Raw genomic sequence first — 21,226 nt, forward strand, 5'->3', positions numbered from 1 at the left:
CAGTGAAATACTGTGGGAGCGAGCCTGCTCGCGAAGCTGTTAGAGCGCCAGCGGCGCTCTCTCGCAAAGGGTCGCCAGCGCCTTGGCCCATTGCGGATCGTCGTTGAGGCACGGCACCAGCACCAACTCCTCGCCCCCCGCCTCACGGAACTGCGCTGCTCCGCGGTCGCCGATCTCCTCCAGGGTTTCGATGCAATCGGCAACGAACGCCGGGCACATCACCAGAATCTTCTTCGCGCCGCTTTTGCCAAGCTCATCCAGACGCGCTTCGGTGTAGGGTTCGATCCATTTCGCACGCCCCAGCCGCGACTGGAACGACACCGACCATTTGCCGTCCGGCAGCCCCATGCGCTTGGCGAACAGGGCCGCGGTGCGCAGGCATTGAGCGCGATAACAGGTGGCAAGCACCTCTGGCGACGCGTTCTTGCAGCAATCTTCATTCTTGAGGCAATGCTGGCCAGTGGGATCGAGCTTGGTCAGGTGCCGCTCGGGCAAACCGTGGAAGCTCAGCAACAAGTGGTCGTAATCCTGCTCAAGATGCGGCCGGCTCACGGCGACCAACGCATCGAGGTACTCGGGCTGATCGTAGAACGGCTGCAACACCGACAACTGCACGTCGAGCTTCTTTTCGCGCAGCACACGCTTGGCTTCTTCGATCACGGTGGTGGTGGTGCTGTCGGCGAACTGCGGATACAGCGGCGCCAGGGTGATTTTCTTATGGCCCTGGGCCGCAAGCTGCGTCAGCCTGATTTCGATTGAAGGCTCGCCATAACGCATCGCCAGCTCTACCGGTCCCTGGGTCCATTGCGAGGTCATCGCCTGTTGCAGGCGGCGGCTAAGCACCACCAGCGGCGAGCCCTCCTCCCACCAGATCGAGGCATAGGCGTAGGCCGACTGTTCCGGGCGTTTGTACAGAATCAGCGACACCAGCAAACGACGCACCGGCCACGGAAGATCGATCACGTAAGGATCCATCAAAAACTGATTGAGGTAGCTGCGCACGTCCGCCACCGAAGTGGAGGCTGGCGAGCCCAGGTTGACCAGAAGCAATGCGTGATCGGTCATGCAACGTCCTATTTCTAGAGGCGGCCGGACAAGTCGTCCAGGGCCGCGCGCAAATCAGTGAACTGGAAAGTGAAGCCCGCTTCCAGCAAGCGAGCCGGAGTCGCCCGTTGCCCACCCAGTAACAGCAACGACAATTCGCCGAGCCCGACTTTCAGGGCGAAGGCCGGCATCGGCATAAACGTCGGTCGGTGCAGCACCGCGCCCAGCGTCTTGGCAAACTGCTGGTTGCGCACCGGTTTCGGCGCGCAGGCATTATAAGGACCGCTGGCATCGTCGCGGTGCAGAAGAAAATCAATCAGGGCAATTTGGTCATTGATGTGAATCCACGGCATCCACTGTCGACCGCTGCCGATGCGCCCGCCCATGCCGAGTTTGAACGGCAGCAACAGCCGCGACAAAAAACCGCCCTCGGCCGCCAGCACCAGCCCGGTGCGGATCAGCACCACGCGAATGCCCAGGCCTTCGGCACGCTGGGCGGTTTCTTCCCAGGCGATGCACAACTGGCTGGCGAAATCATCGATCCCCGAGGGCGATTGCTCGGTCAGCTCGCGCTCACCGCCATCGCCGTACCAGCCGATGGCCGAACCGGAAATCAGCACCGCAGGCTTCTGCTCGCGAGTCTCCAACCAGGCCAGCAGATCTTCCGTGAGCTTGATCCGGCTGCTCCAAAGCAAGGCCTTGCGCTTGTGCGTCCACGGCCGGTCGGCAATCGGCGCACCGGCCAGGTTGACGATGGCGTCGATCGGCTCCTGGCCGAGGTCCTGCAATCGGCCAATACCCCGCACCGAAGCGCCGCACGCCTTGGCGACTTTTTCCGGTTGGCGACTCCAGACGGTAAGTTGATGGCCTTGGCTCAACCAGTGGCGGCAGAGTTGACGTCCTATCAAACCAGTACCGCCGGTCAGCAATATGCGCATGACTTCTTCCTCGCGTGGCGTTTTACCCGGATCACTAGTCTATTTTTAAAACAGGGATCTTTAGCATCGGGCAGGCTCTGTTGATAACAATAGGCCAAGCTGTCAGAACGAGAACGCTGAAAGTTATACCAAAAAACAATATTGTACAGCTTTAAACCGCGGCGTAGTCTGTACAGAAAGGTAAACGAGGCCCCTATGACTGTACCTATCGCAATCATCGGCACCGGCATCGCCGGACTCTCCGCCGCCCAGGCCCTTACGGAGGCCGGGCACGTCGTTCAACTTTTCGATAAAAGCCGCGGCAGCGGTGGACGCATGTCGAGCAAGCACAGCGATGCCGGCGCGCTGGACATGGGCGCGCAATATTTCACCGCGCGCGATCGCCGCTTCGTCACCGAGGTCCAGCGCTGGCAAGCCAACGGCTGGGTCGCCGAATGGACGCCGCAGCTCTACACCTTCCACGGCGGCCAACTCAGCCTGTCGCCGGACGAACAGACCCGCTGGGTCGGCACGCCGCGCATGAGTGCGATCACCCGCGCCTTGCTCGGCGATCTGCAAGTGCAGTTCGCCTGCCGCATCACCGAGGTCTATCGCGGTGAACGGCATTGGCATCTGCAGGACGCCGAAGGCTTCACCCACGGTCCGTTCAGTCATGTGGTAATAGCCACGCCGGCGCCGCAAGCTACCGCGCTACTCGCGGCCGCGCCGAAATTGGCCGGTGCCGCTGCCGGTGTGAAAATGGACCCGACATGGGCGGTCGCCCTCGCGTTCGAAACACCGCTCGATACCCCTATGGAAGGCTGCTTCGTGCAGGACAGCCCGCTCGACTGGCTGGCCCGCAACCGCAGCAAGCCGGGGCGCGACAACATCTTAGACACCTGGGTCCTTCACGCCTCTGCCACCTGGAGCCGGCAGAACATCGACTTGTCCAAGGAAGCGGTGATCGAGCATTTGCACGGTGCCTTCGCTGAATTACTTCACAGCGCCATGCCAGCGCCGAGCTTCAGCCTGGCCCACCGCTGGCTCTACGCCCGCCCCGCCAGCAGCCACGAATGGGGCGTGCTGGCCGATGCCGATCTGGGCTTGTACGTGTGCGGCGACTGGTGCCTGTCCGGACGAGTCGAAGGCGCCTGGCTCAGCGGCCAGGAAGCGGCGCGACGCCTGCACGAACACTTGCAATGAACCGTATCAATCCGAGCAAGTTGCTGCTGTCGAAATGGACAGCAGCCCATCCGCAACAACGCGAAAAGCATTTTCTGGTGACCGAACTGTTCCGCGATGAGGAAGGCGTGGTGCTGGAAGTGGAATTGCAAGCGGTGCTGACTCAACGCAGTAAGCGCATAGATTGGCAGACCTTAAAGGACAGCAACACCTGGCTATTGGGCTGGAAGTAGATCCCCTGTGGGAGCGGGCTTGCTCGCGAATGCGGTGGCGCAGCTACCCCTATGTCGACTGACACTCCCCCTTCGCGAGCAGGCTCGCTCCCACCTTAATTTCTGCGCTTTTCGACAAAACCTATACAAATAATTTGACTTGTACAGCTTCGAATCTATGATGAGAACTATGTTGTACAGAGTTACTGCTCTGTACAGGTTTAGATTCGAGGTGCTTCGATGTCCATTGCCCCCGCCAAACCGAAAATCGCCATCAGCGCGTGCCTGATGGGCGCCGAAGTGCGTTTCAACGGTGGGCACAAGGAATCGCGCCTGTGCAGCCGCACCCTCGCCGACTACTTCGAGTTCGTCCCGGTGTGCCCGGAAGTCGCCATCGGCCTGGGCATCCCTCGCGAGCCGATTCGCCTGGTGGGTGATCCCGAGCAACCGCAAGCGATCGGCACGGTCAACCCGGCGCTCAATGTCACCCAGCCGCTGGCTGAGTACGGCACAGCAATGGCCGCAGAACTGGCCGACATCTGCGGCTACATCTTTATGCAGAAGTCGCCGTCCTGCGGGCTGGAGCGGGTGAAGGTCTACCACGCCAACGGCGCGCCTGTGGATGGCGGCGGGCGCGGTATCTATGCCCAGGCGTTCTGTGCCTTGCACCCGGATTTGCCGGTGGAAGAAGACGGCCGCCTCAACGATCCAGTGTTGCGCGAAAACTTCCTCACCCGCGTATTCGCCTACGCCGCCTGGCAACAGCTGTTGCAGGAAGGTCTGAGCCGTCGTGGGCTGACCGAATTTCACTCGCGCTACAAATACCTGCTGATGGCCCATAACCCGGTGCAATACAAAACCCTGGGCAATTTGCTCGGCAGCATGGGCAAGTCCGATCCCAATGAACTGGGCCCGCGCTACTTCAGCGAGCTGATGGCGGCGCTGAAAAAATGCGCCACTCGCCGCACCCACAGCAATGTGTTGCAGCACATCAGCGGTTACCTCAAGCAGGTGATCAGCGCCGACGACAAACAGGAAGTGCAACAGGTGATCGGCCAGTACCGCCACGGCATCGTGCCGCTGGTGGTGCCGCTGACCTTGCTCAAGCACCACTTCCGCCAGCATCCCGATCCTTACATTGCCTTGCAGGTGTACCTGCAACCGCACCCGGAAAACCTCAGCTTGCGAAACGCGATCTAATGAAGACAACACCCGATACCAGTGCCCGCGAAGACCTCGGCGCCGACTACAAAAAGGCCCTGGACGACGGCTGGTTGCCAATCCGCGAAGTGGCTCGGCAAACCGGGGTCAACGCAATTACCCTGCGCGCCTGGGAGCGACGCTATGGCTTGATCGTGCCGCAGCGCACGCCCAAGGGCCATCGGCTGTTCTCAGCCGAGCATGTGCAGCGGATTATGGCGATCCTGACTTGGCTCAACCGTGGCGTGGCGGTCAGCCAGGTCAAGCAGTTGCTCGACGCGCCGCAGGCGTTCACTGAATCGGCGGAAAACGACTGGGACGTGCTGCGCAGAACCCTGCTGCAAGCCGTCAGCCAATTGGCCGAGCGCACACTCGATGACACCGTCAATCAAGCGATGTCGCTGTACCCGCCTCGTACCCTGTGCGAACAGCTATTGATGCCGCTGCTCGCCGACCTGGAAAAACGCTGGCAGGGGCAATTTGGCGCGCAGATGGAGCGAGTGTTTTTCCATGGCTGGTTGCGCAGCAAATTCGGCGCACGGATCTACCACAACAACCGGCAATTGCGTGATGCACCGCTGTTGCTGGTGAATCAGTCGGACCTGCCACTCGAGCCCAGCCTGTGGCTGACCGCGTGGCTGATCAGCAGCGCCGACTGCCCGGTAGAAATCTTCGACTGGCCGCTGCCCGCCGGCGAACTGGCGCTGGCCGCTGAACACCTGCAAGCCCGTGGCGTGCTGCTCTATTCCAGCAAAGCCATGAACCTGTCGACGCTGCCGAAACTGCTGAACGGCATCGCCTGCCCCCTATTCATCGCCGGCCCCACGGTGCGCATTCACCACGCGGACCTGTCCGTGCACACCCAGGGTATCGCCGACCTGAGCCTCGCCGAAGATGCCCTCGCCGCGCATCAGACGCTGATGCAGCGTGGGCTCATTTAATGTCTGCCACGGAAACCACCATGCAGCTGATCTGGTTGCGCAGCGATCTGCGCCTGCACGACAACACCGCCCTCTCGGCTGCCGCTGCGCGCGGGCCGACGGTGGCGGTGTACCTGCTGAGCCCGGAGCAATGGCACGAGCACGACGACGCGCCATGCAAAGTGGATTTCTGGCTGCGCAACCTCGATGACCTGAGCCGCTCGCTGGGCGAACTGAACATTCCGCTGCTGATTCGCAAGGCACCCCGTTGGGAGCAAGCACCGCAGGTGTTGCTTAAGCTGTGTCGCGAGTTGCAGGTCGACGTGGTTCACGCTAACGAAGAGTACGGCGTCAATGAAACCAACCGCGACGATGCGGTGGCCCAAGCGCTCGACGATGCCGGCATCACTTTCTATCGCTATCTCGATCAGTTGCTGTTCCAGCCGGGCAGCGTACTGACCAAGACCGGCAGCTATTTCAAGGTTTACAGCCAGTTCCGCAAAGTCTGTTACAACCGCTTGCACGGCTCGACACCCAAGCGTGTTGCCGCCCCGACCAGGCAAGCATCGCTGAAGATCAGCAGCGACAAAATCCCCGCCAAAGTCGACGGTTTCACCCCACCCAGCGATGAATTGCGGGCGTTGTGGCCGGCGGGTGAAGCCGAAGCCCAGCGTCGGCTCGAAACCTTTGCCGACGCGCAGATCGACTATTACCTCAGCGAGCGGGACTTCCCGGCCAAGCCCGGCACCAGCCAGCTCTCGCCTTACCTCGCCGCCGGGGTGATTTCCCCGCGCCAATGCCTGCACGCCGCCCTGCAAAGCAATCAGGGCGAGTTTGAAAGCGGCAAGGTCGGCGCCGTCACCTGGATCAATGAACTGCTCTGGCGTGAGTTCTACAAGCACATTTTGGTCGGCTATCCACGAGTCTCGCGCCACCGCGCGTTTCGTCCGGAAACCGAAGCCGTGCCCTGGCGGGATGCGCCGGAGGATTTGGCGGCGTGGAAAGAAGCCCGTACCGGTCTGCCGATCATTGACGCCGCGATGCGCCAATTGCTGGAAACCGGTTGGATGCACAACCGCCTGCGCATGGTGGTGGCGATGTTCCTGACCAAGAACCTGCTGATTGACTGGCGCGAAGGCGAGCGGTTTTTCATGCAGCATTTGATCGACGGCGATTTGGCAGCCAACAACGGCGGCTGGCAGTGGAGTTCGTCCACCGGCACCGACTCGCAGCCTTACTTCCGGATTTTCAACCCGCTGAGCCAGTCGGAAAAATTCGACAGCGAAGGCCTGTTCATCAAGCACTGGCTACCGCAACTGTCGGCGCTGGACAAAAAAGACGTGCATAACCCGGCCAACGCCGGCGGGTTGTTCGGCGTCGCCGATTATCCGCCGCCGATCGTCAACCTCAGCACCTCCAGGCAACGGGCCTTGGCCGCGTTCAAGAATCTGCCATCACGCCAGGAGGCGGTAGACAGCCATGAGTGATTTCCTCCAGCGCTTCGCCAGCGAATTCACCCGGATCGACAAAAACCATCTGCACCTGCTTGCCGAGTTGTACAGCGACGACGTGCATTTCACCGACCCATTGCACGAAGTCCAGGGCCTGGCGCAGTTGCAGCAGTATTTCGGTGAGCTGTACGCGAATGTCAGCGAGCTGCATTTCGACTACCACGGCTTCGACCGCGTGCGTGACGGCGAAGGTTATCTGCGCTGGACCATGAGCTACCGTCATCCGCACCTGGGCGGCGGCAAGCTGATCCGGGTCGACGGCTGCTCGCACCTGCACTGGCATGACAAGGTCTACCGGCACCGCGACTATTTCGATGCCGGCGCCTTGCTCTACGAACATGTACCAGTATTGGGCCGGGCGATCGCCTGGCTGAAAAGGAGAATGGGATGAGCCTCACACCTGCTCGACGCTATTGGCTGACCGGCGCCAGCAGCGGCATCGGCGCCGCGCTGGCGGAAGAGATCCTCAAGACTGGCGCGCATCTGGCGGTCAGCTCGCGCAACGACGGCCCGCTCAAGGAACTGGCGCAACGTTATCCGGGACAAGTGATGGTGCTGCCGGGTGACCTGACCAACAGCCAGACCGTGCGCGAAATCGGCGAACGGATCGCCGAGGACTGGGGTTCGCTGGACAGCGTGATCCTCAACGCCGGCACGTGCGAATACGTCGACGCCAAACAGTTCGATGCCTCGATCGTCGAGCACGTGGTGCGCACCAACCTGCTGGCCAGCAGTTACTGCATCGAAGCGGCCCTGCCGCTGTTGCGCGCTGGCACCGCGCCGCATCTGGTCGGCGTCGCCAGTTCGGTGACATACCTGCCGCTGCCCCGCGCCGAAGCGTACGGCGCATCGAAGGCCGGGCTGCGTTATCTGTTTGAATCGCTGCGCATCGACCTGGCCGACGAAGGCATTGAAGTCACCGTGGTCAGCCCCGGCTTCGTCGAGACGCCACTGACTGCCAAGAATGATTTTCCCATGCCACTGAGCTGGCCGGCGGACAAAGCCGCCCGGCACATCATCCGCAAACTTCAGGACCGACCATTGGAAATCGCCTTCCCGGGATTGTTCATGGCGGCGCTGTGGCCGCTGTCGAAATTGCCCGCCCGCGTGCAACTGGCGATCGGCAAACGCATGGTGCGCAGCAATCCGCCGATGAAGGATCAACCGTGAACATCGCGATCATCGGCAGCGGGATCTCGGGGCTGACCAGCGCTTATCTGCTGAACCGGCAACATGAGATCACCCTGTTCGAAGCCAGCGACTGGGTCGGCGGCCACACGCACACGGTCGACGTCACCGTGGACGGGCAGACGTTCGCGATCGATACCGGCTTCATCGTGTTCAACGACTGGACCTACCCGAATTTCATCCGCTTGCTCGGGCAACTCGGCGTGGCGTTCAAACCCACCGAGATGAGTTTTTCGGTGCACGATCCCGACAGCGGCCTGGAGTACAACGGCAACACCCTCAACAGCCTGTTTGCCCAGCGCAGCAACCTGTTGTCGCCGGGTTTCTGGGGCATGTTGCGCGACATTCTGCGCTTTAACCGCGAAGCCACTCGCGACCTTGCCGAACAGCGGATCGCCGCCGACACCACGCTGAACCAATACCTGCAAGCCAACGGCTACGGCGAACGTTTCATCCTGCATTACATCGTGCCGATGGGCGCGGCGATCTGGTCGATGTCGATGGCCGACATGCTCGGTTTCCCGCTGCAGTTCTTTGTGCGGTTTTTCAAGAATCATGGCTTGTTGTCGGTCAGTGACCGGCCGCAGTGGCAGGTGATCGAGGGTGGCTCCCGTGCCTATATCGCGCCACTGAGCGCCGGGTTTGCCGAGCGCATCCGCCTCAACTGCCCGGTGACGCAAGTCGAGCGCGATGTCGACGGCGTGACCATTCACAGCGCCCGCGGCAGCGAACGCTTCGACAAAGTGGTGTTCGCCTGCCACAGCGATCAGGTGCTGCAATTGCTGGCGCGGCCGAGCGAGGCCGAGCAGTCGATCCTCGGCGCCCTGCCCTACGCCGACAACCAAGTCGTATTGCACACCGACACGCGCCTGTTGCCTGACCGCAAACTGGCCTGGGCCAGCTGGAATTATCGCCTCGGGGTCGCCGGGCCTGGCCTGGCGGCCGTGACCTACGACATGAATATTCTGCAAGGCATCCAGAGCGACACCACGTTCTGCGTCAGTCTCAACCAGAGCGCCGGCATCGATCCGCGCAAAGTTCTCGGCCATTTCACCTACGCCCATCCGCAATTCAGTTTGAGCGCAGTGGCGGCGCAGGCACGCTGGGGCGAATTGAACGGCGCGCAGCACAGCTATTTCTGTGGCGCCTACTGGGCCAACGGTTTTCATGAAGACGGCGTGGTCAGCGCATTGCGCGTGGCCCAGGCCTTTGGGGAAACCCTGTGAACAGCGCCCTGTACAGTGGCTGGATCGCCCATCGGCGGTTTGCGCCCAAGCGCCATGAGTTCCGCTACCGGATTGGTTTGCTGTACCTGGACCTCGACGAACAGAACGACGTGCTCGGCTTGTCTGCCCTGGCCGGGCACAGTCGCTTTGCGCCTTTTTCGTTTCGCGAGGGCGACTACCTCAAGGCCTTCACCGGCGCCGGCATGCGCTTGATCGACGCAGTGCGCCAGCAAGTGAAACAGGCCATTGGCCACGCGCCGCAAGGCTCGGTGTGCCTGCTGACCCAGGCGCGCAGTTGGGGGCTGTCGTTCAATCCGGTGAGCTTCTTTTATTGCCATGAAGCCGATGGCCGACTGGCCGCCATTTTGTGTGAAGTCACCAATACGCCGTGGCGCGAGCGCTATCACTACGTGCTACCGGCCAATGCCCTGCACGCGCCGTCCGAGCACCAGCATTTCGCGGTGGCCAAAGCGTTTCATGTCTCGCCCTTCCTGCCCCGCGAGCTGGAATACCGCATGAGTTTCAGCCCCGCCGCGCAGCGGCTCGGGGTGCACATGGCGGACTGGCAGGGCGAGCACAAGCTGTTCGACGCGACGCTCAACCTGCAACGCCAGGCCCTCGACCGCCGCAGCCTGCATCGCTACTTGCGGCAATTTCCGTGGATGACCGCGAAAACCTGCCTGGCGATTTACTGGCAAGCCCTGCGGCTGTTGATCAAACGCGCACCGATTTTCTCCCATCAGGCCGCCGTTGGCGCCTGCAGTACAGCCGTCGCAGAGTCCAAGGAACGCCACCATGAAATCCCCTAGCCTTTCGGCCAAAACCACCCGACTGAGCGCCAATGGCTTGACCGGTGCGCTGTTGCGTCGCGGCGTGCTGCGCCTGCTCGGGCAGCTGCAGCACGGACAACTGGTGGTCATCGAAGACGGCGAACGGCAAATCTTTGGTCGCGCTGGCAGCCACTTGCTCGGTGAAATTCATATCCTCGACGCGGCGGCCTGGGGCCTGGTGGCGAGCAACGGTTCGATCGGTGCAGGCGAAGCCTTTATTCACGGTTACTGGAGCTCACCGGATTTGACTGCCGTGGTCCGGGTGTTCGTCAGCAACCTCGACGTCCTCGACGCCCTCGAAGGGGGTTTGGCCAAGCTTGGCCGGCCATTCGTTCGCGGCCTGCACTGGCTTAATCGCAATACGCGGCAAGGCTCGCAGAGAAATATCGCGGCGCATTACGACCTTGGCAATGAGTTGTTCGAACAGTTTCTCGACCCGACCATGATGTATTCCGCCGCGCAATTCCTGCGTGCCGACGACAGCCTGGAACAAGCTCAACTGAACAAGCTTGAACGCATCTGCCAGAAACTGGCGCTCAAGCCCGAGGACCACTTGCTGGAAATCGGCACCGGCTGGGGCAGCATGGCGCTCTACGCGGCGCAGCATTATGGCTGCCGGGTCACCACCACCACCCTGTCCAAGGAGCAATTCGCCTTCACCGCGCGGCGCATCGAAACTCTGGGTTTGCAGGATCAGGTGACGTTGCTGTTGCAGGACTACCGCGACCTGACCGGGCAGTACGACAAACTGGTGTCGATCGAGATGATCGAAGCGGTCGGCCATCGCTTCCTGCCGACGTATTTCAAGCAATGTGCGCACTTGCTCAAGAGCGACGGCTTGATGCTGCTGCAAGCCATCACCATCCGCGAGCAACGCTACGAACAGGCCAAACGCGGCGTCGATTTCATCCAGCGCTACATTTTCCCCGGCGGCGCCCTGCCCTCGGTGCAAAAAATGCTTGAGATCGTCAGCCGCGAGACCGATATGAACCTGCTGCACATGGAGGATTTCGGCCTGCACTACGCCCGGACCCTGCGCCTGTGGCATGAGAATTTTCGTCGTGCCCACGGTCGTCTCGGCGAATTGGGTTACGACGAGTATTTCCTGCGGTTGTGGGAGTTTTACCTGTGTTACTGCGAAGGCGGGTTTCTCGAGCGCACGATCGGCACCGCGCAATTGCTGCTGGCCAAACCTTCGGCAATCACCGAGCCGCTGCTGGGGCGCTTCGATGCTTGAACGCCTGGCCAACGCCGCGCTGTTCCAGCTCGGCTGGTTTGCCTGCGTGCTCGGCGGCAACAGTTTGTGGCTGCTGCTGGCGTTGGCGGTGCTGGTGATCCACCTGTCCTGGATCAGCAGTTGGGCCCAGGAAGGTCGATTGGTGCTAAGCGTGGTGTTGCTCGGCACGGCGATAGACGGCACATTGCGCTGGTCGGGTGTATTCCGTTTCGAGGACCTGGCGCCGCTGATTCCGTTGTGGCTGATGCTGCTGTGGGCGTTGCTCGCGACGACCTTGCGCCATTGTCTGCACTGGAGCGCGTCGCCCTGGTGGCTGGCGAGCCTGCTCGGCGCCGTGGGTGGCAGCCTGTCGTACTACGCTGGCGGGCAACTGGCCGGGGTGCATTTCCCCTACGGCCAAGTACCCACGCTGCTGGGTATCGGCCTGCTCTGGGCGCTGCTGTTTCCACTGCTGCACGTGATGGCCAGACGCTTGAGCGGCACGGCCAACGGTTGAGCGTCCGTCAGGCCTTTCACACAGGCCAGGTCCGCTGGCTTACACTGCGCGCCATGAAAACCATCCCCCACCAGCAAATCGCCGAACCGGCGATCACCTGTTCGACTTGCGCCGCCTGCTGCTGCCAGCTCGAAGTGATGCTGATCACCGACACCGGTGTGCCCGAACGCTATATCGATACCGACGACTGGGGCGGAGAAGTCATGCTACGCCTGGACGATGGCTGGTGCGCGGCGCTGGATCGCAACAGCATGCTGTGCACGATCTATGAAAAACGTCCGCTGATTTGCCGGGAATTCGAGATGGGCGCGCCGGAATGCGTGACCGAGCGTGAAGGGATTGCGACGGCGTATCGCTGAGGTTGCGGCGACTGAAAACGACTGTGGGAGCGAGCCTGCTGCGAACGCGGTGTGTCAGTCCCCTGAACGGTCACTGACACTCCTTCTTCGCGAGCAGGCTCGCTCCCACATTTTGATCATGTGAAGCTTAGAGCGGCATCGTGTAATGCAGCGCGTAACTTTCTACACCATCGTTGTCGCTGCTTAGACCGGCGTTGGAATAGTGCGTCGCACGAATCCCGACTTCGTGGCCGCCGTTAAAGCGCAGGCCAAGACCGATGCGGTCTTCGAACTGGAAAGCGCCGCCAATCTTGTTGTCTTCGAGTTCGTTGTTGGAAAACAACGCCACGCCGATGCCCGCTTCAACATAAGGTCGAACCGACTGACCGGCAAATTCGTAAACAAACACTGGAGAGAACGACAAGCTGTTGTTGCTCGACGTCTTGTCACCTTCCCAATAGGTGTAAGCCCCGCTCCAGTAACCCGTGACCCGACCAACGTCGGTCTGCCACCAGCTCTGGTCCCAATCAAAGGTCATGCCCAACCGGTAGGTCATGGTCGAGTCGCTCGTCGCACCCACTCCGAACTCCACGCCTGCCGCCTGTGCGGTGTAAGTGTTCCCCAACAATGCGGTCGCAATCGCGGCCAAACAGAATAGTCGCTTCACTAGAAACATCCTTTCCCGAACAGTTTCGAATGGTTTTTATTGCCCAACAGACAGAGCTATAGAATTCTGGCTCTAATCAGAAGTTCAGACCAAGTTTCACCTTTTTCACGTTTTTTTTACAAGTCGAAAGTACCGACTTCACCAGGACCGTTCCACAAGAGCGGCAGAATAGCGCTCAGGTGTTGCGGATCAGCGCTGGACCAGAACCGGGTAGCGCGGGCCGGTCCTTCAGCGAGCAACTCTCGCTCGGCGAGCAAACGCTGAAGTTGCCGGGCCACGGCGGCACCCGTGTCGATCAGGCTGATAGCGTCCGGGATCATCTGCTTGAGCAACGGTTTCAGGAAGGGATAATGCGTGCAGCCGAGGATAATCGTGTCGCAGCCCGCCGCCAGCAGCGGCTCGACATAACCGCGCAGCAGCTCGCGCAGCACCGGGCTGTGTAAATCGCCGGCCTCGATCAGTTCCACCAAGCCTGGGCAAGGTTGGGTGATGACTCGAACATCCGTGGCAAAACGATCGAGCAACGCGGCGAACTTGGCGCTTTGCAAGGTGCCGGTGGTGGCCAGCACCCCCACCACACCGCTGCGGGTAGCGGCCGCCGCAGGCTTCACCGCGGGTTCCATGCCCACCAGCGGCCAGTCGGGATAATCGCGACGCAGATCGGCGACGCCGGCCACGGTGGCGGTATTACATGCGAGCACCAAGGCCTTTGCGCCCTGGCGCTGGAAAAACCCGGCCATCACCTGGCAACGCTGGCGGATAAACTCGGCGGATTTCTCGCCGTAGGGAATGTTGCCGCAATCGGCGACGTACAGCAGCGACTCGTTGGGCAACAAGCGCTGGATCTCGGCGAGCACGGACAGCCCACCGACGCCAGAGTCGAACACGCCAATGGGCGCGTCACGCATGGGCGGCACCGCAGACGCTGCAACCGGGATCACGCTTGACCCGCAATTCGCGGAACCGCGTGCCCAGGGCATCGATCAACAACAAGCGCCCGACCAGTGGTTCACCGAAGCCCACCAGCAATTTCAGGGCTTCCAGCGCTTGCAGGCTGCCGACCAGACCTACCAATGGGCCAATCACGCCGGCCTCGCTGCAGGTCAGTTCGGCTTCGCTGCCGTGCCCATATAAACAGTGGTAGCACGGACTCTCGGGACGGCGCGGGTCGAATACCGACAACTGCCCTTCCAGGCGAATCGCCGCACCGCTCACCAGCGGCGTTTTCGACGCGACACACGCGGCGTTGACCGCTTCGCGGGTGGTGAAATTGTCGGAACAGTCCAGTACGAGGTCCACCGCCGTCACGGCGGCCGTCAATGAATCCTCGTCCAGCGCCGAACGGTGGGCGATCAGTTGAATCTCGGGGTTGATCGCGCTCAGGCGGTTGAGCGCCGAATCAACCTTGCTCAGGCCGACGCTGTCGGTGTCGTGGATGATCTGCCGTTGCAGGTTGGTCAGGTCGACCGTGTCGAAGTCCGCCAGGTGCAACTCACCAACCCCTGCCGCCGCCAGGTACAGCGCCACCGGCGCGCCGAGGCCACCGAGCCCGACAATCAGCACGCGGCTGTGTTTGAGCTTCAACTGGCCGTCGATGTCGACGTGCTGCAACAGGATCTGCCGGCTGTACCGCAACAGCTCCTGATCATTCAGCATGGCAGGCGCCCGAGGCTGATCCGCTGATGGCCGCCGAGGTCGGTGCGACTGTGCACCTCTTCGAAGCCACGGGTCAGCAGCAAATCACGCACTGCGTCGGCCTGGTCGTAGCCGTGTTCAAGCATCAACCAGCCACCCGTTTCCAGATAATCCGGTGCCTGGGCGACGATCAGCCGCAGATCGTCCAGCCCGTCGACGCCGGCCACCAGGGCACTGGCCGGTTCGAAACGCACATCGCCTTCCACCAGATGCGGATCGGCCGAGGCTATATAAGGAGGGTTGCTGATAATCAACTGGAAACGCTGGCCTTCGAGGGCGCTGAACCAGTGACTGCTCAGTACCGTGGCATTTTTCAGGTGCAGGCGCTGACGATTGCGCTCGGCCAGGGCCACCGCTTCGAGCACGCGGTCGACCGCCATCACACTCCAGGCTGGGCGCTCACTGGCCAGGGCCAAGGCAATTGCGCCGCTGCCCGTGCCAAGGTCTAGCACCTTGGCCGGTGTGGCGGGCAACAGTTCCAGCGCGGCTTCCACCAACAGCTCGGTGTCGGGACGCGGAATCAGCGTGTGCGGCGCCACTTCCAGATCAAGTTTCCAGAACCCCTGCTGGCCGAGGATGTACGCCACCGGCTCGCCGGTTCGGCGCCGTTGCAGGTAGTTGGCGAAGGTCAACGCAGCGTCGGACGGCACGATGCGCTCGGGCCAGGTGTGCAGGAAACTGCGCGACTTGCCCAAGGCCGCCGCCAGCAACAACTCGGCATCGAGGCGGGCCGTGGGTGAATCGGGCAAATCGGCGGCACGCAGAAGGCTGGCAATGATGGTCATTGTTTAATCACCTATCGCTGCAAGTTGGTCGGCCTGGTATTCGGCCAGCAACGGCTCGATCACCGCATCGACACCGCCCGCGAGGATTTCGTCGAGGGAATACAGCGTCAGGTTGACCCGATGGTCGGTGACCCGACCCTGGGCGAAGTTGTAAGTGCGAATCCGTTCCGAGCGGTCGCCCGAGCCCACCAGCAACTTGCGCTCGCTGGCGATGGCATTGGCCGCGGCGCTGGTTTGCTGGTCGTTGAGCTTGGCCGACAACCACGACATCGCTCGCGCACGGTTCTTGTGCTGCGAACGCTCTTCCTGGCACTCGACCACAATCCCCGACGGCAAGTGGGTGATGCGGATCGCCGAGTCGGTTTTGTTGACGTGCTGGCCGCCGGCGCCGGAGGACCGGTAGGTGTCGACCCGCAAATCCGCCGGGTTGATCTCGATCGCTTCCTGCTCGTCTGGCTCCGGCAACACCGCCACGGTGCAGGCCGAGGTGTGGATGCGGCCCTGGGATTCGGTCGCCGGCACACGCTGTACACGGTGCGCGCCAGATTCGAATTTGAGCTTGCCGTAGACGTTGTCGCCCTCGACCCTTGCGATCACTTCTTTATAGCCGCCATGTTCGCCCTCGTTCTCCGAGAGGATTTCTACCCGCCAGCCACGCCGTTCGGCGTAACGGGAATACATGCGGAACAGGTCGCCGGAGAAGATCGCCGCCTCGTCGCCGCCGGTGCCGGCGCGGATTTCGAGGAACACGTTGCGGCCATCGTTCGGGTCCTTGGGCAATAGCATGCGTTGCAGGCTGGCTTCCAGTTCGATGAGTTGCTCTTTGGCTTCGCGGACTTCTTCCACGGCCATTTCGCGCATGTCCGGGTCGCTGTCCTTGAGCAGCGCCTGGGCGCCTTCGAGGTCGCCTTGCACTTTGAGCAACTGTTTATAGGCGCCGACAATCGGCTCGACTTCGGCGTATTCCTTGGAATAGGTGCGGAATTTGGTCTGATCGGAAATGACTTCGCCATCGCCCAGCAGCGCAGTCAGTTCCTCGAAACGGTCCTGGAGGATGTCCAGCTTATTGAGCAGTGACGCTTTCATTACAGTTTTTTATCCGACGAGCTATCCGGGGAGCCCTCACCGAGGGCAAAAAGTTCCTGCGCCATGGCCAGCGCATCGAGGCGGCCTTCGGCGGTGAGTTTTTTCAGTTGCACGCTGGGTGCGTGCAGCAACTTGTTGGTCAGGCCACGGGCCAACTGCACCAGGACGTCTTCGGCACTGCTGCCGTTGGCGAGCAGGCGCAGGGCTTTCTGCAATTCTTCGTCGCGAGTGCGTTCGCTCTGCTGACGATACGCCTTCAGCACGTCGACCGCTGCCAACTCGCGCAGGCGCACCATGAAATCGTCGGCGCCGACCGACACCATCTCTTCAGCAGCCTGGGCCGCACCCTGCCGGCTCTTGAGGTTTTCCGCGACCACTTCATGCAAATCGTCGACGCTGTACAGGTACACGTCGTCCAACTCACCGACTTCGGGCTCGATGTCCCGGGGCACGGCGATGTCGACCATGAAAATCGGTTTGTGCTTGCGCAGTTTCAGGGCGCTTTCCACCGCGCCCTTGCCGAGGATCGGCAACTGGCTGGCGGTGGAACTGATAACGATATCGCTGCGCACCAGTTCGGCGGGGATGTCCGACAGCAGCACCGCGTGGGCGCCGAATTGTTCGGCCAGGATGCTCGCGCGCTCCAGGGTACGGTTGGCGACCACGATGCGCTTGACGCCCAACTCGTGCAGGTGCCGGGCGACCAGGGTGATGGTTTCACCGGCGCCGATCAGCAAAGCCTGGCTGCGTTGCAGGTCACTGAAGATCTGCTTGGCCAGGCTGACCGCGGCGAATGCCACGGACACCGGGTTTTCGCCGATCGCGGTGTCGGTGCGCACCTGCTTGGCGGCGTTGAAGGTGGCCTGGAACAACCGTCCCAGCAGCGGACCGATGGTGCCGGCCTCGCGCGCCACGGCGTAGGCGGATTTCATCTGGCCGAGAATCTGCGGCTCACCCAACACCAGCGAATCGAGCCCGGAGGCGACGCGCATCATGTGACGAACTGCCGCATCCTCTTCGTGCACATAGGCGCTTGCGCGCAGCTCGTCGAGGCTCAAATGGTGATAATCGGCCAGCCAGCGCAGTACGATATCCGCCGAAAGGTGATCCTGTTCTATATAGAGTTCACTGCGATTGCAGGTGGAGAGGATCGCAGCTTCGCGGCTGTCGGTGAGGCGGCAGAGCTGCTGCAAGGCCTCAACCAGCTGCTCAGGCGTAAAGGCCACGCGCTCGCGGACGTCTACGGAAGCAGTCTTGTGGTTAATACCGAGGGCAAGGAAGGCCATTCAAAGTCGCTGGTGGTGACGTGAAGCCGACAATTGTCCTACTTCGCCAGAGTGAGAACAACCACCGCTGACTATTGTCACAATTGTCTGCCCCTATAAAGGCCCTTATCGAGACTCGGTTATGTTTGGCCGAAGGCTTGTGTCATGATGATCCGACCGCAGGTAAGTCGTCCTCTTCCTATATGAATAGATCCTCCGCGTTGCTCCTCGCATTTGTCTTCCTCAGCGGCTGCCAGGCCATGGCACCCGTATCGCCGGACGCTACGTCGCCGGTCGAAGACAGCACTCCCGCCCCTGAAAAGCCCAAGGTCTACGGCTCGTTCAGCGAAGAGACCGTCTTCAGTCTGTTGAGCGCCGAACTGGCTGGCCAGCGCAATCGCTATGACATTGCCCTGGACAACTACGTGACCCAGGCGATCAACACGCAGGACCCGGGGATCTCCGAGCGTGCCTTTCGCATCGCCGAATACCTGGGCGCCGATCAGGCCGCCCTGGACACCGCGATGATCTGGGCGAAAAACGCCCCGGACGACCTCGAAGCGCAACGCGCCGCCGCCGTGCAACTGGCACGCGCCGGGCGCTACGACGACTCCATGGTGTACATGGAGAAGGTGCTGCAGGGTAAGGGCGACACGCATTTCGATTTTCTCGCCTTGTCGGCCGCGGACACCGACCAGGACACCCGCAACGGTTTGATGAAAAGTTTCGACCGTTTATTGCAACGCCACCCAAACAACAGCCAGTTGATCTTCGGCAAAGCGTTGCTGTTGCAACAGGATGGCGACCTCAAGGGTGCGCTGGCGCTGCTGGAAGACAATCCGCCGGACGAAGGTGAAGTGGCCCCGCTGCTGCTGCGCGCGCGCCTGCTGCAAGGGCTCAACCGAGGTAGCGAAGCCTTGCCGCTGCTGCAAAAAAGCATCAAGAAATACCCCGAAGACAAGCGCCTGCGCCTGACCTACGCGCGCATGCTGGTAGAACAGAACCGCATGGACGACGCCAAGGTCGAGTTTTCGAGCCTGGTGCAGCAATACCCGGAAGATGACGAGTTGCGTTACTCCCTGGCGCTGGTGTGCCTGGAAGCCAAGGCCTGGGAAGAGGCCAAGGGTTATCTGGAAGACCTGATTGCCCGGGAAAGTCACGTCGACTCGGCGCACCTGAACCTCGGCCGCATCGCTGAAGAGCGCAACGACCCGCAAGGCGCGTTGATCGAGTATGCCCAGGTCGGCCCCGGCAACGATTACCTGCCGGCACAACTGCGTCAGGCCGATATCCTGATGAACAACGGCAAGACCGCTGAAGCTCAGGCCCGCCTGGCCGCCGAGCGCGATGAGCAGCCGGATTACGCGATTCAGCTGTATCTGATCGAGGCGGAAACCCTGTCGGCCAACAAGCAGGAAGACAAGGCCTGGAAAACCCTGCAAGCCGCGCTGCAGCAATATCCCGACGACTTGAACTTGCTCTACACCCGCGCCATGCAGGCCGAGAAACGCAATGACCTGGCGCAGATGGAAAAAGACCTGCGGCTGATCATCAAGCGCGACCCGGACAACGCCATGGCGCTTAACGCGCTGGGCTATACCCTTTCGGATCGCACGACACGCTATGCCGAAGCCAAGACACTGATTGAACAAGCGCATCGGATCAGCCCGGAAGACCCGGCTGTGCTCGATAGTCTTGGCTGGGTCAACTTCCGCCTCGGCAACCTGGATGAAGCCGAGCGCTACCTGCGCCAGGCGCTGGAACGCTTTCCCGATCACGAAGTCGCCGCACACCTGGGCGAAGTGCTGTGGGCCAACGGCAAACAGCGTGAAGCCAGGCAAATCTGGGGCAAATTCCTCAAGGACCAGCCCGACAGCACTATTCTGCGCAGCACCATCAAGCGCCTGACCGGATCAGAGACTCTTTAAGATTATGTTTTTGCGCCACCTTATCGTGTTCAGCTTCATTGCCCTGCTCGCCGGTTGCGCGGGCTTCGGCGCCCGGGAATCGGTCGAGGGTCACGGCGACCCGACCCAATGGCGCGCGCACAAAGAACAACTGACCGGCCTCGACGGCTGGCAGATCAACGGCAAGATCGGCATTCGTGCACCGAAGGATTCCGGCAGCGGCACCTTGTTTTGGCTGCAACGCCAGGACTACTACGACATCCGCCTCTCGGGCCCGCTGGGTCGCGGCGCCGCGCGCTTGACCGGTCGCCCGGGCAAAGTCTCGCTGGAGGTCGCCAACCAGGGCCGCTTCGACGCACCAACGCCAGAAGCACTGCTCGAAGAACAGCTCGGCTGGAAGCTGCCGGTCTCCAATTTGGCCTGGTGGGTGCGCGGCTTGCCGGCGCCGGACAGCAAGAGCCGCCTGACTTTGTCAGCCGACAGTCGCCTGGCCAGCCTTGAACAGGATGGCTGGCAGATCGAGTACAGCAGCTACATCGAACAGAACGGCTACTGGCTGCCCGAGCGCATCAAGCTGCACGGCACCGACCTTGACGTCACGCTGGTGATCAAGGAATGGCAACCGCGCAAACTGGGGCAGTGACCATGACCGCTGCGCGCCTGACGCTGCCCTCGCCGGCCAAGCTTAATTTGATGCTGCACATTCTTGGCCGTCGCGAAGACGGCTATCACGAGCTGCAGACGATCTTTCAGTTCCTCGACTACGGCGATGAGATCACCTTCGCCGTGCGCGACGATGGAGTGATTCGCCTGCACACCGAATTTCCCGGCGTGCCCCACGACAGCAATCTGATCGTACGCGCCGCCCGACAACTCCAGGCGCAATCCGGTTGTGCGCTGGGGATCGACATCTTGATTGAAAAAATCCTGCCCATGGGTGGCGGTATTGGCGGTGGCAGCTCGAATGCAGCGACCACGCTGCTCGGTCTCAATCACCTCTGGCAACTGGGTTGGGACGAGGATCGCCTGGCCACGCTAGGGCTCTCGCTCGGGGCTGACGTCCCGGTTTTCGTGCGTGGCCACGCTGCTTTTGCCGAGGGCGTCGGGGAGAAACTCACGCCCGTGGAGCCCGAAGAACCGTGGTATCTCGTGCTGGTGCCGCAAGTATCTGTAAGTACAGCAGAAATTTTTTCAGATCCGCTGTTGACACGTAACTCTCCTCCCATTAAAGTGCGCCCCGTTCCCAAGGGAAACAGTCGAAATGACTGCTTACCGGTGGTAGCAAGGCGTTACCCAGAGGTACGTAACGCATTGAATTTGTTAGGTAAATTTACCGAAGCAAAACTCACCGGAACTGGAAGTTGTGTGTTTGGGGGCTTCCCAAGCAAAGCTGAAGCTGATAAAGTCTCGGCCCTTCTTACAGAGACCCTTACAGGGTTTGTAGCAAAAGGAAGCAACGTTTCGATGTTGCATCGTAAGCTGCAAAATCTGCTCTAAAGGAACCGAATACTGGGTATTCG

The 21,226-nt window shown here is 61.3% G+C and carries 23 protein-coding genes; 15 read left to right on the forward strand and 8 right to left on the reverse strand.

Annotated features, from left to right (window positions below; all coding sequences use genetic code 11):
• Positions 1-39: 39 nt before the first annotated feature.
• Both hemH and RG836_RS22075 read right to left on the reverse strand, forming a co-directional pair.
• Positions 40-1,065: a ferrochelatase gene (gene hemH, locus RG836_RS22070; protein ID WP_310849550.1), complete on the reverse strand. Its 1,026-nt coding sequence runs from the start codon at positions 1,063-1,065 to the stop codon at positions 40-42.
• Positions 1,066-1,079: 14 nt separating this feature from the next.
• Positions 1,080-1,982 carry a TIGR01777 family oxidoreductase gene (locus RG836_RS22075; protein WP_310849551.1) on the reverse strand — a complete coding sequence of 301 codons (903 nt, stop codon included), beginning with the start codon at positions 1,980-1,982 and terminating at the stop codon, positions 1,080-1,082.
• Positions 1,983-2,177: 195 nt separating this feature from the next.
• On the opposite strand from RG836_RS22075, the gene RG836_RS22080 reads away from it, so the two are divergent.
• From RG836_RS22080 to RG836_RS22135, 12 genes are all read left to right on the forward strand, one after another.
• Positions 2,178-3,164: an NAD(P)/FAD-dependent oxidoreductase gene (locus RG836_RS22080; protein ID WP_310849553.1), complete on the forward strand. Its 987-nt coding sequence runs from the start codon at positions 2,178-2,180 to the stop codon at positions 3,162-3,164.
• On the forward strand, positions 3,161-3,376 hold the full coding sequence (locus RG836_RS22085) for a TIGR02450 family Trp-rich protein (protein WP_310849555.1): 216 nt from the start codon (positions 3,161-3,163) through the stop codon (positions 3,374-3,376). The genes RG836_RS22080 and RG836_RS22085 overlap by 4 nt, the downstream gene beginning before the upstream one ends.
• 219 nt (positions 3,377-3,595) lie before the next feature.
• Positions 3,596-4,555 carry a 2-thiouracil desulfurase family protein gene (locus tag RG836_RS22090; protein ID WP_310849556.1) on the forward strand — a complete coding sequence of 320 codons (960 nt, stop codon included), beginning with the start codon at positions 3,596-3,598 and terminating at the stop codon, positions 4,553-4,555.
• Entirely contained in the window at positions 4,555-5,496 is a 942-nt protein-coding gene (locus RG836_RS22095; protein WP_310849558.1) for a MerR family transcriptional regulator, read from the forward strand. Before RG836_RS22090 ends, RG836_RS22095 begins: the two co-directional genes overlap by 1 nt.
• A 20-nt stretch (positions 5,497-5,516) precedes the next feature.
• Positions 5,517-6,962, forward strand: a complete 1,446-nt coding sequence (gene phrB / locus RG836_RS22100; RefSeq protein ID WP_310849560.1) for a deoxyribodipyrimidine photo-lyase — start codon at positions 5,517-5,519, stop codon at positions 6,960-6,962.
• Positions 6,955-7,377, forward strand: a complete 423-nt coding sequence (locus tag RG836_RS22105; protein ID WP_310849562.1) for a nuclear transport factor 2 family protein — start codon at positions 6,955-6,957, stop codon at positions 7,375-7,377. The genes phrB and RG836_RS22105 overlap by 8 nt, the downstream gene beginning before the upstream one ends.
• Complete coding sequence (locus RG836_RS22110; RefSeq protein ID WP_310849564.1) at positions 7,374-8,156, forward strand: SDR family NAD(P)-dependent oxidoreductase; 783 nt, start codon at positions 7,374-7,376, stop codon at positions 8,154-8,156. The genes RG836_RS22105 and RG836_RS22110 overlap by 4 nt, the downstream gene beginning before the upstream one ends.
• On the forward strand, positions 8,153-9,400 hold the full coding sequence (locus RG836_RS22115; RefSeq protein WP_310849566.1) for an NAD(P)/FAD-dependent oxidoreductase: 1,248 nt from the start codon (positions 8,153-8,155) through the stop codon (positions 9,398-9,400). Before RG836_RS22110 ends, RG836_RS22115 begins: the two co-directional genes overlap by 4 nt.
• Positions 9,397-10,209, forward strand: a complete 813-nt coding sequence (locus RG836_RS22120) for a DUF1365 domain-containing protein (RefSeq protein WP_310849568.1) — start codon at positions 9,397-9,399, stop codon at positions 10,207-10,209. Before RG836_RS22115 ends, RG836_RS22120 begins: the two co-directional genes overlap by 4 nt.
• Positions 10,196-11,467 (forward strand): cyclopropane-fatty-acyl-phospholipid synthase family protein, encoded by a 1,272-nt coding sequence (locus tag RG836_RS22125; RefSeq protein ID WP_310849570.1) that lies wholly within the window; start codon positions 10,196-10,198, stop codon positions 11,465-11,467. Before RG836_RS22120 ends, RG836_RS22125 begins: the two co-directional genes overlap by 14 nt.
• Complete coding sequence (locus RG836_RS22130; protein ID WP_310849572.1) at positions 11,460-11,963, forward strand: DUF2878 domain-containing protein; 504 nt, start codon at positions 11,460-11,462, stop codon at positions 11,961-11,963. Before RG836_RS22125 ends, RG836_RS22130 begins: the two co-directional genes overlap by 8 nt.
• A 53-nt stretch (positions 11,964-12,016) precedes the next feature.
• Positions 12,017-12,322 carry a YkgJ family cysteine cluster protein gene (locus tag RG836_RS22135; protein WP_310849574.1) on the forward strand — a complete coding sequence of 102 codons (306 nt, stop codon included), beginning with the start codon at positions 12,017-12,019 and terminating at the stop codon, positions 12,320-12,322.
• Between the two features lie 127 nt (positions 12,323-12,449).
• Here the strand turns inward: RG836_RS22135 and RG836_RS22140 are convergent, their stop codons facing one another.
• The 6 genes from RG836_RS22140 to hemA all read right to left on the reverse strand — a co-directional run bounded on the left by RG836_RS22140 (position 12,450) and on the right by hemA (position 17,820).
• Entirely contained in the window at positions 12,450-12,968 is a 519-nt protein-coding gene (locus RG836_RS22140) for an acyloxyacyl hydrolase (RefSeq protein ID WP_310849576.1), read from the reverse strand.
• A gap of 116 nt (positions 12,969-13,084) precedes the next feature.
• A complete protein-coding gene (murI, locus tag RG836_RS22145) occupies positions 13,085-13,876 on the reverse strand; it encodes a glutamate racemase (RefSeq protein ID WP_310849578.1) in 792 nt (263 codons plus the stop codon).
• Entirely contained in the window at positions 13,869-14,624 is a 756-nt protein-coding gene (locus RG836_RS22150) for a molybdopterin-synthase adenylyltransferase MoeB (RefSeq protein WP_310849580.1), read from the reverse strand. Before RG836_RS22150 ends, murI begins: the two co-directional genes overlap by 8 nt.
• Positions 14,618-15,448: a peptide chain release factor N(5)-glutamine methyltransferase gene (gene prmC, locus RG836_RS22155; RefSeq protein WP_310849581.1), complete on the reverse strand. Its 831-nt coding sequence runs from the start codon at positions 15,446-15,448 to the stop codon at positions 14,618-14,620. Before prmC ends, RG836_RS22150 begins: the two co-directional genes overlap by 7 nt.
• Positions 15,449-15,451: 3 nt before the next feature.
• Positions 15,452-16,534 (reverse strand): peptide chain release factor 1, encoded by a 1,083-nt coding sequence (gene prfA, locus RG836_RS22160; RefSeq protein ID WP_310849583.1) that lies wholly within the window; start codon positions 16,532-16,534, stop codon positions 15,452-15,454.
• On the reverse strand, positions 16,534-17,820 hold the full coding sequence (gene hemA, locus RG836_RS22165) for a glutamyl-tRNA reductase (RefSeq protein WP_310849584.1): 1,287 nt from the start codon (positions 17,818-17,820) through the stop codon (positions 16,534-16,536). The genes prfA and hemA overlap by 1 nt, the downstream gene beginning before the upstream one ends.
• A gap of 182 nt (positions 17,821-18,002) precedes the next feature.
• On the opposite strand from hemA, the gene RG836_RS22170 reads away from it, so the two are divergent.
• Genes RG836_RS22170 through ispE form a run of 3 tightly spaced genes read left to right on the forward strand, consistent with a single transcriptional unit; the run spans position 18,003 to position 21,203 of the window.
• Positions 18,003-19,727, forward strand: a complete 1,725-nt coding sequence (locus tag RG836_RS22170; RefSeq protein WP_310849586.1) for a tetratricopeptide repeat protein — start codon at positions 18,003-18,005, stop codon at positions 19,725-19,727.
• Positions 19,728-19,731: 4 nt separating this feature from the next.
• Positions 19,732-20,349, forward strand: coding sequence for a lipoprotein insertase outer membrane protein LolB (lolB, locus tag RG836_RS22175; protein ID WP_310849587.1), 618 nt, complete (start codon positions 19,732-19,734; stop codon positions 20,347-20,349).
• Positions 20,350-20,351: 2 nt separating this feature from the next.
• A complete protein-coding gene (gene ispE, locus RG836_RS22180) occupies positions 20,352-21,203 on the forward strand; it encodes a 4-(cytidine 5'-diphospho)-2-C-methyl-D-erythritol kinase (protein WP_310849644.1) in 852 nt (283 codons plus the stop codon).
• The last annotated feature ends 23 nt before the right edge of the window (positions 21,204-21,226 follow it).

The sequence above is a fragment of the Pseudomonas rhizozeae genome, assembly GCF_031583775.1.
Taxonomy (GTDB): domain Bacteria; phylum Pseudomonadota; class Gammaproteobacteria; order Pseudomonadales; family Pseudomonadaceae; genus Aquipseudomonas.